The following is a 16,155-nucleotide window of genomic DNA, read 5'->3' on the forward strand; positions in this document are numbered from 1 at the left end:
TGCGTATGGCGGGAGGGGAGGGCAGGCCCCTTTACAGCTTTTTTTCTACCTATCCAACCTCTATAACATCACTCTTCTAGAAAGCGGGGAAATCATATGTCTATTAACTTGTCTAAAGGCCAACGTATTGATCTCACAAAAACAAATCCAGGATTGACCAAAGTAGTTGTCGGTCTGGGCTGGGATACGAATAAATATGCAGGCGGCAGCGAATTTGACCTTGACGCTTCTGCATTTTTGCTCCATGCTGATGGAAAGGCCAAGGGAGCCGAAGATTTTATTTTCTACAATAATAGAGAAACATACGGCGGGGCTGTGCTGCATACTGGCGACAACCGTACCGGCGAAGGTGAAGGCGACGATGAGCAAGTCATTATCGACTTCAGCAAAGTTCCAGCACATATCGTGCGTATCGGCATAACAGTTACGATACATGATGCTCCTGTTCGCCAACAAAACTTCGGTCAAGTGAGCAGCGCTTTCGTAAGAGTAGTCAATGAGGCGAATAACAATGAAGTGCTTCGTTTTGACCTTGGTGAAGAATTTTCGACGGAAACAGCAGTTGTATTTTGCGAATTTTACCGCCATGAGAACGATTGGAAGTTCCAGGCGATTGGAAGTGGCTTCGCTGGCGGTCTAGCCGATCTTTGCCGCAATTACGGCCTAGAGGTATGACGGTAGCGCTCGTAAAGGGGCAGAAAGCTGATGTAACCAAGTCAAATCCGGGTTTGACCCGGATTACGGCTGCTCTGGGATGGTCAGCCCCTTCCTCCTTCGAAATCGATACTTCCGCTTTTTTGCTAGCTGCAGGCGGCAAGGTGCGAAGTGACAATGATTTGCTGTTTTACGGCAATCCATCGAACGCTTTTTTATCCTATATCGAATCGCCGGGCGGCAATGACCGCAAGCAGTTCAAGATTGATCTTTCCCGTACCGACGCTGCAGTTGAGAAAATCGCCATTACGTTGACCATTTACGATGGGGAAAAACGGAATCAGCAGTTCAGCGGGGTAAACGGCCTATACATACGTTTTCTGAATGAAAGTACGGGCCAGGAACTCATTCGTTATGATCTGCGTGAGCCTTTTTCGGTGGAAAATGCAATTGTTATCGGCGAGCTTTACAGGTACAATCAGGAGTGGAAATTTAATGCGATTGGGGCCGGCTATTCTGGCGGGCTGAAAGACTTATGCGGAAGCTACGGCATTGAAGTGAAGGACGAGCCCAAAGCTCCTGCTGCTCCTACGCCTCCTCCTGCGCCGCCAGTACCGCCTGCACCGCAGACGTCTTCTGCACCACGGAATCCGCTGATTCCGCCAGCGCCTCCTAAACCACAGGAGACGCAAGGCTCGCGCATCGTCATTCCGCCAAGGCCTGGCTCTACGCCAGCTCCTGCACCATCTGCTCCTGCTGCTTCGCAGCAGCCGACTTCAGAAGCGCCGAAAATCAATTTTTCCAAAATTGAGCTGAAGAAGAAGGGCGACGTCATTAATTTGACGAAGCAAAGCGGCGGCTTGGGCGAAATTTTGGTTAACCTCAATTGGAACCAGAAAGCCGGCGGCGGCTTGTTCAAACGTACGGGTATTGATCTTGACCTCGCTTGCATGTATGAGTTGAAAGATGGCAGCAAAGGCGTTATTCAGGCACTTGGCAACAGCTTCGGTTCCCTGAACAGAGCGCCATATGTGATGCTGGATGGCGATGATCGGACAGGCTCAGTGACGACGGGTGAAAATATCCGGATTAACGGAGAGAAAATTAAGGAAATCAAGCGATTGCTCATTTTCACCTTTATTTACAAAGGGGTGACGCGCTGGTCTGAGGCTGATGGAGTCGTCACGCTTAGCCAGCAAGGCGGCCCGGACATTGTCGTTAAGCTGGATGAATACGACAATGGACAGGCGATGTGTGCAATTGCCATGATTACGAATGTGAACAATGAAACGTTCAGCATTGAGCGGATTGTTCGGTATTTTGAAGGGCATCGGAAGCTTGATAGTGCTTTCGATTGGGGTCTCAGCTGGGTTGCAGGAAGCAAATAAAATGGAGGTTAGAATGAAGTGGACTGGCTAACGAATTTTTTCACAAGCATTGTGGAGAACTACGGACATTTCTTTGATTGGGATGCAGTAGTAACTACCCTCTCCGACCCTGTCAGCTGGGGAATTATTGGAACACTGATTATATTGGAAGGACTTTTGTCCGCCGATAATGCGCTCGTGCTCGCTGTTATGGTTAAGCATTTACCAAAGGAACAGCAGAAAAGAGCGTTGTTTTACGGTATTTTGGGCGCTTATATTTTCAGGTTTCTGGCGATTGGTTTCGGTACGTATTTGGTTACGTTCACAGCCGTCAAATTCCTAGGCGCGGCTTATCTCTTGTACATCGCTTATAAAGGATTGTTCAAGGGCGGCGGCGAAGACAGTGTTGAAAACAAAGGGCAATCGTTCTGGAGAACGGTTATCGCTGTAGAATTAATGGATATTGCATTCAGTATCGATAGCGTTATCGCGGCATTTGGCGTCAGCAAGGAAGTATGGGTATTGTTCCTTGGCGGTATTCTCGGCGTTCTGATGATGCGCGGCGTGGCCCAAGTATTCCTCAAGCTGATTGAGAAAATTCCTGAGCTGGAAAAAACGGCATTTTTCCTCATTGCGTTAATCGCAGTTAAAATGATTTTGGGGGCCTTCCATATCGAAATCCCTCACATCTACTTCTTTGCCCTAATTGGCCTATTGTTTGGCGGTACGATCGTACTAAGCCTGATGAGACAAAAGAAGGGTACTTCAAACAGCAACTAAAGCTTGTTTAAATAGCGGTTTATGCGGGTAATGATCCCTTAATCCCTCCTGGTTAAAGGGGGGATTATTTTTTTTATGAATAGATCGCGCATTTGGCGATCGGGGCCGAGTAATTGGAACAGTGTCGATTACTGGAATGAATCAGGAGGAAACCGGAATGCGATACTTTGATTATTTTACCTGGGAGGAAGAAGAAGCGGTTTTCTTCTCGGCACCTACCCCATTCGATCATACGACGGAGCGGGAGCTTCTCGCTTATGCCGTCGGAGCTGCTTTGTATTGTCCGGCTACCCGACCAACGATTTCCGAAGATATTTTAAACCGCAAGCATGAAGGTTTGACGACGATGGTCATTGACCTGGAGGATGCGGTTGGCGACCATTTGGTGGAGATGGCAGAGGAGTCTCTGCTGCAGCAAATTTTTCGTTTATCCTCTTTTTTGAAAATTGGCTCTTTATCGCGCGATCATCTTCCTCTACTATTCATTCGCATTCGCAGCGCGCAGCAGCTTGCCCGTATGATTGAGCGGCTGGAAGAAAAGATCAGCCTGATTACCGGCTTTATTTTCCCAAAATTTACAGCAGCAAACGGTGAAGCCTATTTTAGTCAAATCGCTGCATTTAACCGTCAGCAAAGTGTTGGTTCGCCGGTGCTTTATGGGCTGCCCATACTAGAAACGCCTGCTATCATTTATCGTGAGACACGCCTGGAGGAATTGCTGGCCATTAAGCAGCTTCTCGATCGTTATCAGCGTTATGTGCTCAATGTGCGTATTGGAGCGACAGACTTCTCCAGTTTATTTGGCCTGCGCCGCAGCAAAACCATGACCATATACGATATTCTTCCTGTTCGCGATTGTATGGCGGATATTATAAATATATTTGGGCGAATGGATGCCTCTTATGTCATCTCGGGACCCGTATGGGAATACTTTTCGAGCAGCAAGCAGGCTTCTGTCCCTTCATTATTTCCTCTACAGCCAGAGCAGCTGTCTGGAAAAGGAGAGCGCTGGCCCCTGCGGCATTCGGCAGCACTAGAAACGGATGGCCTGCTGCGCGAAGTCATGATGGACAAGGAAAACGGCATTATTGGCAAAACGATTATCCACCCGTCGCATATTCGGCCGGTGCAATCGCTCTATGCGGTGACGTATGAAGAATATATTGATGCACAAAGCATTATTGCCAGCCATAACGGCTATGTCGGCGTACTCAAGAGCGATTATGCCAATAAGATGAATGAAGTGAAACCCCATATGAATTGGGCTAATCGCGTAATGGCAAGATCAAAAATATACGGGGTGCTGCATGAAGAACAACATTTTATCGCCTTACTCGCAAGCCAGGAGCAAGCATACGTATAACATTGTAGATGATCTTAAGGTATCGGTAACGGTAACAGCAAATCCATTCGGATTATCCCCGGATACGCTGTTTGCCATGGCAGCGCGCATGAACAAGAAGCGGGCCTTTCTGTTTGTCAGCAAAGTACTGGGCAAGCATCTTCCTGTTAATCCTTATACTTCGCTGCTTAGCGGCGCAGCATTGTCCCTGCTGCTTTATAAAAGGTACGCTGCGGATGAACAGCAGCATGCTCTGGCTAATGAACTGCTGGATGACGCTATCGAAGGTTTGACTAAACCGGGACGTTCAGAGCAGGTGTATCATCAAGTGATTGAAGCTAATCTAAAGCTGCCTGAGCAAGCGCTGTTTATCGGTTTTGCAGAAACAGCAACAGCACTTGGGCATAGCATGTATCGCGTGTTCAGTGAGGACTGTACCTATCTTCATACGACTAGGGAGCAGATTCCGGCGATAGAATCGCTCATTAGCTTTGAAGAGGAGCATTCCCACGCGGTTGCACATCGCTGCTACGCTTTGGATGCGGCCTTTTTTAACGGTAACGAGCCGATCGTTCTCGTCGATGATGAGCTCACGACTGGTAAAACAGCCTTGAACATAATACGGGATATCCAAAGGCAATTTCCCCGTCAACAATATATAGTAGCATCGCTGCTCGATTGGAGAACTGAAGCGGATGAGCAGCGTTTTGTGGAAGCCGCACAGGAGCTTGGCGTATCGATTGAAGTATTGTCGCTGATGAAAGGCGTAATTAGGGCGGAAGGCAGCTCGCCCGAGCAGGTAGCGGCCAGCGCTCAGACTCAGGCTGTAACATTTGCGAGCGGTCGCTTGAATAAAGTGTATTTTGACGAGCTGTTCGAGCTCGCATCCTACAGCTCGGTTGATTCAGCAGGAGCTGTGAATGCTTCGCCTTATTTGGCAGGAACGGGACGCTTCGGCGTTCGCTCCAGCGAGAATGGGACGCTGGATGCAAGCATTGCAGAGGCTGGGGCTAAGCTGAGAAGCTTTAGAGTGGGTGAGCGTACATTATGCCTAGGCACAGGCGAGTTTATGTATATACCGATGCGAATAGCGGCGGAGCTGGGGCAAGGTGTATGCTACCACTCAACGACGAGAAGCCCGGTTCATCCCATTGACAAGCCAGATTATGCGATTAAATCGGGACAAGCGTTTCCATCACCGGAAGATGAGCAGGTGAGGAACTTTTTTTATAATGTCGGTGCCTTGCAATACGACGATTGCTTTATTTTTGCAGAGCGCGACTGGCCGGAGGATCGTCTTGCTCCATTGCTGTCGGCGCTGCAAGCATGCGGATTCCAGCAAATCAATGTCATTATTTGCGGTCCATCAAAGGGCAGTCATAAGGAGGAAAAGGCATGAGCAGAAGCTTGCTTGAACAACGGTTGCAAAAACCGATCGGGGCTCCGAAGCCGCTTGGCAGCTATAAGCCGTCCGACGTCGTTTTTCTATTGAAGGATTTGAGTGATGTGCAGCTGGAGCGGGGAACCGAGGATCGTGAGGAAGCGATCCAATCCGGCGTGCATTATTCGGAAATGCTGCCTGTAGAATACCAGCCGACGCCGGAATACATCCAGCTGTTTCACCAGACATTGACGGAATCTGCAAAGCGGGTAGCATTGGCTGCTGGCATCGTAGCCGAACAGGTAGTGGCGCGCAGCGGCAAGCACACGGTGCTCGTTTCTTTAGCGAGAGCGGGCACGCCAATCGGCATTCTGATGAAGCGCTACATAGCAGAGCGATGTGGGCTTGATGTGCCGCACTACAGCATCTCGATCATTCGCGGCAAGGGCATTGATGAAAATGCGCTGCTTTATATTTTGCAGCAGCATGGTCCGGAGGCAAAGCTTCAATTCGTGGATGGCTGGACGGGAAAAGGCGCCATTACTCAGGTGTTGATTGAAGCTTGCAAGACATTCAAGCAGAAGTACGGCACTCAGCTGGATGCGGAGCTTGCGGTACTGGCAGATCCTGCTTGCAGCTCAAGCATATTCGGCACCCGCGAGGATTTCCTCATTCCGAGTGCTTGCCTTAATTCTACCGTGTCCGGGCTGATGAGCCGCACGGTACTGCGCGGCGATATCATTGGGCCGGATGATTTTCACGGGGCGAAGTTTTATAAGGAATGGATGAAGGAGGATCTATCCAATCATTTCATCGATACGGTATCCGCGTATTTCAGCCAAATCTCACAGCAGGCGAAGCAGGAAGCTGTGAAGCTGATGAACGAGAAGGCTGAGGTAACTTGGCAGGGGCTGAAGGATATTAAAGCGATTCAAAAGCTTTACGGCATCGAGGATATTAATTTGGTGAAGCCGGGCGTTGGGGAGACGACACGGGTGCTGCTGCGGCGCGTGCCTTGGAAAATTCTCGTTGACCGCCTGGACAACCCGGGGCTCCAGCATATTTTGCTGCTGGCAAGCGATCGCGGCGTTCCAGTGGAAGTATTTCCTGAACTGACGTATTCCTGCTGCGGCATTATTAAATCGAAAAATAAAAAGGCGGATATTGCTGCTTCCGCCGAGGAGGAAGCTGTATGATTTTCGCCAGTGATCTTGATCAGACGCTCATTTATTCCACGAGATCGATGGGACTGGATGGTGCGGAGGGCTCGGGGCTTGTGATGCCCGCAGAAACGAAGGATGGTCAAGTGCTGTCGTATTTTTTGACGGAAATGCTGCCGCTGCTGCAAGCTATTGCGCAGGAGGTTCATTTTATTCCAGTAACGACCCGGACGATGGAGCAGTACAACCGAATTGAGCTGTTCCGCGACCATATAGCGCCAACCTATGCGGTGACGAGCAATGGCGGCAATATTTTGGTGAATGGCGTAAGGAACGAAGAATGGAGCACGCATATCCAGAAGCTTATTGCGGCTAGTGCGGCTCCGGCGGCAGAAATTAAAGCGATCTTCGATGAGGTGGCGAGTACGGATTGGATTCATGGCGAGCGTTATTGCGATGAGCTTTTTTTCGCCTACGTCATTGATCGCGAGCGGATGCCAACCGAGCAGGTGAGCCGTGCTGTGGAACGAATTACGGCGCTTGGCTGGAAAGTGTCGGTACAAGGACGCAAAATTTATCTCGTGCCAAATGAGGTGAGCAAAAGCGCGGCGCTCTTGCATTTGAAGCAGCAGCTTGGAGCGACGGTCGTTGCTGCCTCCGGTGATTCCTTGCTGGACCAGTGCCTGCTAGATGCGGCAAGTCATGCGATTGCCCCAAGGCACGGCGAGCTGTTTCGCCAGGAGCAGCGCGAACCGGGAAATTTGGCTTACACGTTTACAACGCATTCGGGCATTATGGCTTCGCAGCAAATTTTGGACTTTGTGTCCACTGTCATGGCTGAATTTAAGACAGCAGCAGCAGTCGAAAGGAAGGCAAACGTATGAGCAACGTAACAAAAGTATGGTTCAACCGTTGGTTTTCGGTCGCTTATCATTATATGAATGCGATTCGTAACAATAGCGACGGAGCAGCCTTTGAGCTGTACGGCACGCATTCCGATCCGAAGCATATGTCGCTGCAGGCTTGCGATGTGGCGGAGGTTGAGCCGCCCTTTAAAGGCGAGGCTTATGTTGATTTTTGCATTGATTTCTGTTTGAGGTATAAAATAGATGTGTTCGTCCCAAGACTGAATATGCTGGATATTGTGAAGAGCATCAAGCGTTTTGATGAAATAGGCGTTAAAGTCGTCGTCTGCCAGGATGAGGAGCTGCTCGGCAAGCTGATGGTCAAGGATCAGTTTTATGAATCGGTGAGCGAGAGCGGCATTATGGTCATTCCTGATTATCATGTCGTTTCAACGGCAGAGCAGTTTAAGGCGGCCTACGACGATTTGGTATCAAAAGGGCATCGCGTTTGCTTTAAGCCAACGGATGGCGAAGGTGGACAAGGCTTCCGCATCATTGACAATGAGCGCGACAAGCTGGCGGATTTATTCGGTTCCGTGTCGCGTGCGCTGCCGTTTGAAGAGGTGTACCGTACCTTAGCGACCGTCCCGCAGTTTGGTGATTTAATGGTGATGGAGCTGCTTGACGGGTTTGAATACAGTATTGATTGCCTAGCTGCGCCAAATGGGGAGCTGCTTGCCGCAGTTCCGCGCCGTAAAGCGGGCGGCCGTCTGCGTCTGCTGGACAATGTGCCGGAATTAATGGAAATTGCCCAGAGGGTTTCAGAAACGTACAAAATCCCTTACAATTATAATATACAAATGAAATACAAAAATGGAGTGCCCAAGCTTCTGGAGATTAATCCGCGGATGTCTGGCGGTCTCCATGTTTCCTGTCTGAGCGGCATCAACTTTCCTTATCTGGCGGTCAAGCTGGCGCTTGGGGGAGAGGTGGGCAAGCTGACGCCTGAGTATGGCGTACTGGCGAGCCACGTTGAGCAGCCGTTGCGTTTGACAGCATTCGAATAGAAGCGAGTGGCACAGCAGGTTGGAGGGTGAGAGAGTGATTCAAAAACGCTCGATTATCGGAGCGGCAATGGGACTTGTTATTGCCGCTGCAACAAGCTGGCTGCTGCCAGAATTTATAACGGTGCTTATCCCTGTCGCAGCTACACTCGTAGGTGTCGTGCTCGATGAGAAGCGGCTGCTGCGCAAAACCAATATTATCGATGCAATTCCGTCGCCAGCCCGTGCTTCTTCTGAGCCTGGGCAGCTGCCAGAAGCATTGCAGCCTTCTTCCTCTGGCGGAGGCGGGGCATTTGCATCTGCACCAGCACCGGCGATTAGCCCGATATTTGATCCCGTGCTGGAGTATTTGGAAGTGCTGGAGGATATGGTTATATCCGAAGGGCAGAAAAATACGCTGGACAATGAAATTGTGGAAAAGTCCTGTTCGCTTTTTCTCCGTTTGCACCGGGTATTGCCGCTCTTGACTGAACTGAATAATGATGAAATTAATCATACGGTCAGACGGCTGGTGCTCAAGGAGCTGAACAGCGTCATCAATCCTTTCTTAAGGCTGAGCGGCGACGCCAAAACGAAAAACCGCCGTATTTTGCTAAATGGTCTGAGGGATATTAATACAAAAATTTCGGAAATTGTTGCAACGATTGAACACAAGGATTTGATGGAGCTGCAAACCAAGGCGGAGGTTATTCACAAACGCTACAACTACTCGGAGTTTTAATGGCCTATTAGATTGAAAATCCGTGGGGAGGGAACTTGAGTGTCCATACAAACGATTCAATTGAAAAAAGAAGACGAGCAGAAGGCCGTCCAGGAAGCGGCCGTCATTATTCAGAAGGTAGCGCAGGCCGATACGCTCTCACTCGATGGCTTAATGGACGAGATGGGCAAGCTGGGCGCCAAGACGCAGGAGCGTGCGGGCGCGACACTTAAGCAGTTGGAACGTCCGGTCGCCACCCTCATGTCAGGCGGGTCCAGTCAAGTATCGAATCTGATTTTGTCTCTGCGTAATGAATGCGAATCTTTGCAGCAAAGTAAAAACGTCGGCTTTATCGGCAAGCTGATCCGCAAGTCGCCCGTGAAAAACTACGTTTATAAATATCAGTCCGTGCGGACGAATATTGATGCGATTGTGCAGGGGCTGCGGGACGGCAAGGATGGCCTTGAGGAGAGCATTGTGAATATGCGTACGCTCAAGCGCAGCTCGCTTGAGGAAATTTATTCGCTGCAAGAGAAGATCGCCATGGGCAACAAGCTCAAGGAGCTGTTCGAAGCGGAAATCGCCAAGCCGGAAAATGAGCAGCGCAAAACGTATCTGGAGCGTGGCTTGCGTAAAGTCGTCACCCGCATCCAGTCGATGACCGAGGATATACTGCTGTTCAATCAGGCGGTTGCTGCGACGGACATCGTCAATGACAACAGCGACAAGCTGATTGATGCGGTCAACAACAGCATCTATAAAGCGTCTAATCTGATTACGGTGTCGGCGATGATAACGCTCGCTATCGAGGATCAGTTAAAAATCGCAAATGCAGTCGAGAGTGTAAACAGCACGATTGAAGACCAGTTCAAGCGCAACGCAGAGCTGCTCAAAACGTCAACGGAAAAGTCGGCGGAGCTGCTCAAAAAACCAGCGATGTCGCTGGAGGCTGTCAACACGGCGATTACCGACCTGATTACAGCGCTCGACACATCGGAGAAATCCAATCGCGACATTATCGCGACCTGCAAAACCCACACGGAGAAGCTGGCGCAAATTAACCAAAGCATGTCGAAGCGTCTCGGCTTGGAAACAGGCGGACAATCGCAAGCGGCCATTAGCAGCGGAGCTGCTGGCGGAAACGACATAGACAGGCTGCTCAGCTAAATATAGCAGGAGGCTCGTTCTATTTTAACAACGATACACATAGATGGCGCCACTCTTTCATAGGCTTAACAAAAGCGATGGAATGAGAGGATGGTTGTCTTTGATTGCAGTAGGCACGCTCGGCTTATTGATTGTAACGTTGATTATCGTTGCCACAAGCGAACGGGTAGAGGCCATTTTAGAGCAGCATAACCAATTATAATCGTGGGCAGGGCCGTATTTTCTGTAGTACAGGAAGATGCGGCCATTGTTATCGTTCTATGGAAAACGAGAATAGAGTCGAATTTTATATAATATTAGCGTAATGGCGGATCATTTGGTAAAATTGACTTATCGGAAGAATTCGGGCCTGCTGCTCGTATGGAGGGAACGATAATGTTGGATTTTTCATTTGAGATGCTGGATGAACATACAATAAACGTAGAATACGTTTTTGGCAGCGAGAAATTTATATTTAATTTATTTTATTCGAATGATAATTGGACCATACATCCCTTCGATGGCATCTTACTTAAAAATCGAGATTTGTGTCGCAGCGTTATGAGCGATTTATTTCAAAACAAGTCGTTCCAAATTATGCTCGCGAAAGAAAATATTATTTTATCGTCGATTCGTTCCTCGGTTAATCTGAATCCTTACGAGGAAGAGGAGGAAGTGCCAGAGCCGGAAAGGCTGCGGGGTGAGCGTTACGGCGGTGATGGGGGCGGCGGCCGCGCCGAGCGGAGCGAGCTGGATGATTTCATTAACAGCCACACACTGGATGAAATTTTGGAGCTGGAGCGCAGCTTCATTGAGGAGCGGACAACCCTTTTCAAATCGGTGCTGCAGAAAATGTTTATGGATGGCCTTGGGCCGGGAGACAGTGAATTTAATCAAATTCAGGAGCTTGTGAAGGCGTATAAGAGGGCGGGCGAGGATATCGCCAAAATTCGGTAATGCCAATGTTAAAGTCTATTATCCTATTTAAGTTTGGAGAGAAATTATGGATGCTTCCCAGTTAGCGGTTCGGATCAAAGAGAAGGACCCGTTGGTTTTCGCGGAAATTACAAAGGTCTATTATGATAGGCTGTTTTCAACTGCTTATAGGATGCTTGGCAGCCGTCAGGAAAGCGAGGATGTTCTGCAAGAGACGTTTATTCGCCTCTTGACGAATATCGATAAGTTCGACCCTTCGAAAAACTTCACGACCTGGATTTTTCAAATTACGATTAACTTATGTATTGATACGCTCAGAAAACGCAAGACGCGCCGAAGCGTCTCTTTGGATGCAGAGCCGGATTATTTTATGTCGCAATGGCCGCTCAAGGAAACGCTGCCGAGCTTGGATAAAGGGCCGGAGCATGTGTATTTGGAGCAGGAGCTGTCCGAGGAGCTATCCGAAGTGATGAAGGGACTGTCTGACAAGGATCGCGAGCTGGTTGTGAAGCGATATTTTTACGATATGTCGCTGGATGAAATTAGCCAAGAAACACAGGTTCCTGTCGGCACTATTAAGTCACGGTTATTTCGCGTGCGTCAGCTATTGAAGAAAAAATGGAGCATACTAAATTTGCGTGGTGCTTCCTTGAAATTTCTTAGCAGCATGATGATGAGTGGGCCGCTTTTTTAGAAAGCGGCCCAACATCGGCAAGCTTGAGGCAGTACGAATGATCGGAGGAATAAATTGAAATGAGACATGAAATTTTATATCGCGGCGCTTTTCCCTTATTGAAGGTGCAGTTGGAGCGCGGCGAAACGATTAAAGCAGAGTCGGGTGCGATGGTATCGATGTCGCCAAACCTGGAGCTGAAAGGTACGCTCGATGGCGGCATTATGCGCGGCCTTGGACGGATGCTGAGCGGCGAGAAGTTTTTCTTTCAAGAGCTGTCTGCCACACGGGGCCCAGGCGAAGCATTGCTTGCTTCTGCAGCGATTGGCGATATTGAATCGATTGAGCTTGATGGGTCGTACAAGCTGTATGTGCAGAAGGATGGTTTCTTGGCTGGAACGCCGGGCATTGAGGTTAACACGAAGATGCAAAACCTGGCGAAAGGTTTCTTGTCGGGCGAGGGCTTCTTTATTGTTGAAATTAGCGGCAAAGGAACGGTGTTTCTTTCCTCCTACGGCACGATTCATGCCGTGCAGCTTGCTGCAGGCGAGGAAGTTATCATTGATAACGGACATCTGGTTGCATGGCCTGATTATATGGATTACCGGATCGAGAAGGCTGCTAACGGCTGGTTGTCCAGCATTACAAGTGGCGAAGGCATTGTGTGCCGGTTCCGTGGCGAAGGCGTCGTCCTGATTCAAACGAGAAATCCGAAAAGCTTCGGCGGCTGGATTAATCAGTTTATTCCAAAGTGATGAAACAATGGTACATAGACGAATCGGCTCGAAGGTCGCAGGATTGTGAAAAAGCAAGGCATTTAGCTCTGATGGACGAGCTAAGCGCCTTGCTTTTCATTTTTTTAAAGCAATGCTCTTATCGCTGAATCAAGCTCCGGCGGTAGTACAGTCGGCTCAAAACGGCCTGCTACTTGACCTCTGCGATCAATGAGAATCTTAGAAAAATTCCACTTGATTCCATCTCCAGCATGGAGCTCGGGGTATTTTTCACGTAAAAACTGGTCCAGCCACTTGCCGTTCGGGGTTCGCATATCGAAACCGTGAAACGGAGCTTCGCTCACTAAATAGTGAAATAAAGGATGAGCTGTTTCGCCTCGAACGTCCACCTTGCTGAGCAGGGGGAACGTAACGCCAAAGTTTTGTTCGCAATAGGCTTTTACTTCAGCATCGCTGCCCGGTTCTTTGTCATTAAATTGATTGCAGGGGAAAGCGAGTATCTCCAATCCCTGTTGGTGATGGGTTTCGTAAAGCTGCTGGAGCGCGGCAAATTGGCTGGAATAACCGCATTTACTCGCCGTATTAACAATGAGGACAACCTTCCCCTGATAGGCTGCCCAATCTAGCCATTCTCCGTTTATCGTTTTAACTTGAAAGTCATAGATGGACAAGTTGATCGCTCCCTTCGGCGCTATACAACCCATCATAGGACAAATTCACTTATTGGTCTAATATATAATAGAGATAAAGCTTATAGTTTTCACCTATGTCGATCAGCCATGCTGGGCGAGTCTCGTTTTGCGATAGTCGGCGGGGGTGACGCCAAAGCTTTTCTTGAACATGCGATGGAAATAAGAGCTGCTCGTATAGCCGCTTTTGTCGGCAATATCGACGACGGACCAATCCGTATTTTCCAAATAATCTTTGGCATGCTCCAGCCGCACCTGATTAATGACGTCGACGACAGCGGTCAGCGTCTGCTGCTTGTAAACCCGGCTAATATAGATGGAGGACATATCCAGCTCCTCAGCAATCCAATTCAAGCATAGATTGGAGTTCGCGAAGTCGCGCTCAATCAGCTCATTGATTTTACGAATGAGATCGCTTTGCTTGACCGTGCGTTTCTCCATAAGCCTAGCCTGAATATCATCAAATAAGGTGAAAAATAAGGCGTTCATTTCCTCCACCGTCTCGAATTTATCGAGTGAAGGGATGTTCGTATTCAGCCCGGTTTCGACCTCGAGACTGTTATTTTTATGAATCGTGTACAAAATCGTATTGACCGTCATCGTTAAATGCGAGATAGCAAGCTGCACGACGTGAATCGGATAGTCAGCCGTCTCCTCTACAATAGAGGCGAAAATCTGTTTTGCATCGATATTTTTGGAAGCCATCAGCGCATCGGTCAGTTTTTTCTCTTTATCGACGGGGAATTTATATTCCTTCGCTTTCAGCTCCATAATCTGTTGCGAATAGATCAAGCAGCCCTGCCCATAAAATAAGCGGTGCAGCGAAGCTTCCTTCACCTGTTTATAGAGGGAGGCAAGCTGCTGAGGCTGGTTCGCCTCCGGGCTGTACGTCATAGAAATGCCTATCCGCAAATATTCCAGGCTCGAATGCTGAATTTGCAGCAGCATCGTCCGCAGCAGCTCATCATCCGGCTGTTCCGTCGATTCGAGGCGCCCAAGCATGAGCACAACGCTGTCTTCATTCATATCAACCGTTTCGACGCGGTAATGCTTCAACCCAATTTCCCAGCTAATGTTCATAATGGCGAATTTATAAGCGAGCAGATCATTGCCCCGCGTTTCCCTGAGCGCTTCTAGGTCATCAATTTTAATTAATACGACGCGGTAATGGTTTGTGAAATCAAACGTAATGCCGCTTTGCTCAAGCTTGTCGAGCTGGGTTTTCGTCTGCAATTGCTGCGCGCCTTCCAGCAAGTTGCGTAAAATATTTTGTCTAATCGTATAGGAGCTGTTGCGCCGCTCTGTTTCGAGCATATTCATTTTATCCATAATATGATGGATCGGGCGATAGAGCATACGTGACAGCAGCCAGGAAATAAGCAGGCCGATGGCCAAAATCGCGGCAGCAATAGCAAGCGTCGTATTGCGAATGGCACTTACTTTTCCTGTAATTTCGCCATAAGGCGTGACACGAACATATTGCCATTCGAGCGCATCCGAGGACGTATAGGAAATGAGCGATTTCTGGCCGTCAAATCGCGCCACAATATAACCCGGCTGCTGCTGTCCGAAAATTTGCGATAAAAGCATATCATTATCTTGCTTATTCAGCGATTTGAGGGCAAGTGTATCGCGCGAAAGCATGCGCTGGCGATCATCGATAATAAACGATTTGCCGAGTGACTCGCTGGAAGCGGTTCCAATATCTTTATTAATCCACGACGATGAAATATTGACGATGACTGCCGAATTTATCGTTTGATTTTTACCGACCGCATCATAGCCTAAATAAGTATATACATGATGCACGGGTGACGGCTGTCCAGGCAATACTGGACTGTCTGCATCCTCTGGCACATAGGAGCGTGGAATCGGCGTAAACGGCTTATACGTCTGGAAATCTTCTAACGTCTGTAAAATGCCTTTATCGGAAATTTCCTCCTTGGTAAAAATCCCGCTTTGCCCCGAACGATTAGCAATGTAAAATTGATTGTTGGCTGAATTGTATACATATATCGACTCAATAAACGGCATGGAGCTCAAGTAGTTGGTCAAGTCATTCATAGCTGCCGTCACATCATAAATATTAGGCTTCGTATAAAAAAGCAGCTTGGAAATCGTAAACGTCCGATACAGCTGGAAGGTGAGCGACTGGGCGCTCTCCGTCATGTTGTTCACTTCATGGCTCGTTCGGGTCAGGCTGCTGACGTCGGATAAATAGGCTTGCTTTAGATCCAGCCTTGTATAAGCAAGATAATAGAAGAAGGACGAAATAAGCAGCGTCAATACGATACATAATGTAATGCTGAGCAGAAACCTGCTGTAGAGCTTTCCGTTATTTTTCCATGCGTTGGCTTTCATAGCTGTCCCCCTCTTTTCTTAGTAAGCGCTTACTTTTTATAAGTCTCTAATTGGTTTAGATATCGGTTGCCTGATTATGCGCATATGTCAGTTTGTTCACCTGATCCCCCATGCATCTCTGTTCATATTATAAACTTCACTTTGCCAACCGTACAATGTATTCTATGCATAAAATTGAACGACCTTGCTCTGAACGCTGTGAACAAACCGAACTGGAGTGAACTTTTTGGCAAAACCAATACGTTCAGATGACAAAGCTAATGCTTTCCTTTAGACTTTTCCTCGAATTCGCAGTGCAATATGGATAAGTCGAAGGGAAAGTG

Annotated in this window: 15 protein-coding genes; 13 read left to right on the forward strand and 2 right to left on the reverse strand. The window is 48.5% G+C overall.

The window, feature by feature from the left end; translation table 11 throughout:
• The first annotated feature begins 96 nt into the window (after positions 1-96).
• From AC50X8_RS11545 to AC50X8_RS11605, 13 genes are all read left to right on the forward strand, one after another.
• Positions 97-675, forward strand: coding sequence for a TerD family protein (locus tag AC50X8_RS11545; protein ID WP_056034033.1), 579 nt, complete (start codon positions 97-99; stop codon positions 673-675).
• Positions 672-2,042 (forward strand): TerD family protein, encoded by a 1,371-nt coding sequence (locus AC50X8_RS11550; RefSeq protein ID WP_056034030.1) that lies wholly within the window; start codon positions 672-674, stop codon positions 2,040-2,042. The genes AC50X8_RS11545 and AC50X8_RS11550 overlap by 4 nt, the downstream gene beginning before the upstream one ends.
• Positions 2,043-2,060: 18 nt before the next feature.
• Complete coding sequence (locus AC50X8_RS11555; RefSeq protein WP_056034027.1) at positions 2,061-2,801, forward strand: TerC family protein; 741 nt, start codon at positions 2,061-2,063, stop codon at positions 2,799-2,801.
• Positions 2,802-2,958: 157 nt separating this feature from the next.
• A complete protein-coding gene (locus tag AC50X8_RS11560) occupies positions 2,959-4,164 on the forward strand; it encodes an HpcH/HpaI aldolase/citrate lyase family protein (protein WP_494879861.1) in 1,206 nt (401 codons plus the stop codon).
• Entirely contained in the window at positions 4,109-5,542 is a 1,434-nt protein-coding gene (locus tag AC50X8_RS11565; protein ID WP_494879863.1) for a phosphoribosyltransferase family protein, read from the forward strand. Before AC50X8_RS11560 ends, AC50X8_RS11565 begins: the two co-directional genes overlap by 56 nt.
• On the forward strand, positions 5,539-6,720 hold the full coding sequence (locus tag AC50X8_RS11570; protein WP_056034024.1) for a cysteine protease StiP family protein: 1,182 nt from the start codon (positions 5,539-5,541) through the stop codon (positions 6,718-6,720). Before AC50X8_RS11565 ends, AC50X8_RS11570 begins: the two co-directional genes overlap by 4 nt.
• The gene (locus AC50X8_RS11575) at positions 6,717-7,568 is read left to right on the forward strand and encodes an HAD family hydrolase (RefSeq protein ID WP_494879865.1); all 852 of its coding nucleotides are present in this window, start codon (positions 6,717-6,719) and stop codon (positions 7,566-7,568) included. Before AC50X8_RS11570 ends, AC50X8_RS11575 begins: the two co-directional genes overlap by 4 nt.
• Positions 7,565-8,596 carry an ATP-grasp domain-containing protein gene (locus AC50X8_RS11580; protein WP_056034020.1) on the forward strand — a complete coding sequence of 344 codons (1,032 nt, stop codon included), beginning with the start codon at positions 7,565-7,567 and terminating at the stop codon, positions 8,594-8,596. Before AC50X8_RS11575 ends, AC50X8_RS11580 begins: the two co-directional genes overlap by 4 nt.
• Positions 8,597-8,633: 37 nt before the next feature.
• A complete protein-coding gene (locus tag AC50X8_RS11585) occupies positions 8,634-9,314 on the forward strand; it encodes a hypothetical protein (protein ID WP_442952527.1) in 681 nt (226 codons plus the stop codon).
• A 39-nt stretch (positions 9,315-9,353) separates the two neighbouring features.
• The gene (locus tag AC50X8_RS11590; protein WP_494879867.1) at positions 9,354-10,460 is read left to right on the forward strand and encodes a toxic anion resistance protein; all 1,107 of its coding nucleotides are present in this window, start codon (positions 9,354-9,356) and stop codon (positions 10,458-10,460) included.
• 540 nt (positions 10,461-11,000) lie between these two features.
• On the forward strand, positions 11,001-11,396 hold the full coding sequence (locus AC50X8_RS11595; protein WP_494879869.1) for a hypothetical protein: 396 nt from the start codon (positions 11,001-11,003) through the stop codon (positions 11,394-11,396).
• Positions 11,397-11,442: 46 nt separating this feature from the next.
• On the forward strand, positions 11,443-12,069 hold the full coding sequence (locus AC50X8_RS11600) for an RNA polymerase sigma factor (RefSeq protein ID WP_056034011.1): 627 nt from the start codon (positions 11,443-11,445) through the stop codon (positions 12,067-12,069).
• Between the two features lie 59 nt (positions 12,070-12,128).
• Entirely contained in the window at positions 12,129-12,803 is a 675-nt protein-coding gene (locus AC50X8_RS11605) for a TIGR00266 family protein (RefSeq protein ID WP_056034008.1), read from the forward strand.
• 104 nt (positions 12,804-12,907) lie between these two features.
• Here AC50X8_RS11605 and AC50X8_RS11610 read toward each other — a convergent pair whose 3' ends face one another.
• Positions 12,908-13,453 carry a glutathione peroxidase gene (locus tag AC50X8_RS11610; protein WP_494879871.1) on the reverse strand — a complete coding sequence of 182 codons (546 nt, stop codon included), beginning with the start codon at positions 13,451-13,453 and terminating at the stop codon, positions 12,908-12,910.
• A gap of 102 nt (positions 13,454-13,555) precedes the next feature.
• A complete protein-coding gene (locus AC50X8_RS11615; RefSeq protein ID WP_056034005.1) occupies positions 13,556-15,832 on the reverse strand; it encodes a helix-turn-helix domain-containing protein in 2,277 nt (758 codons plus the stop codon).
• Positions 15,833-16,155 lie beyond the last annotated feature (323 nt).

It is taken from the genome of Paenibacillus sp. JT22N15, from assembly GCF_059383755.1.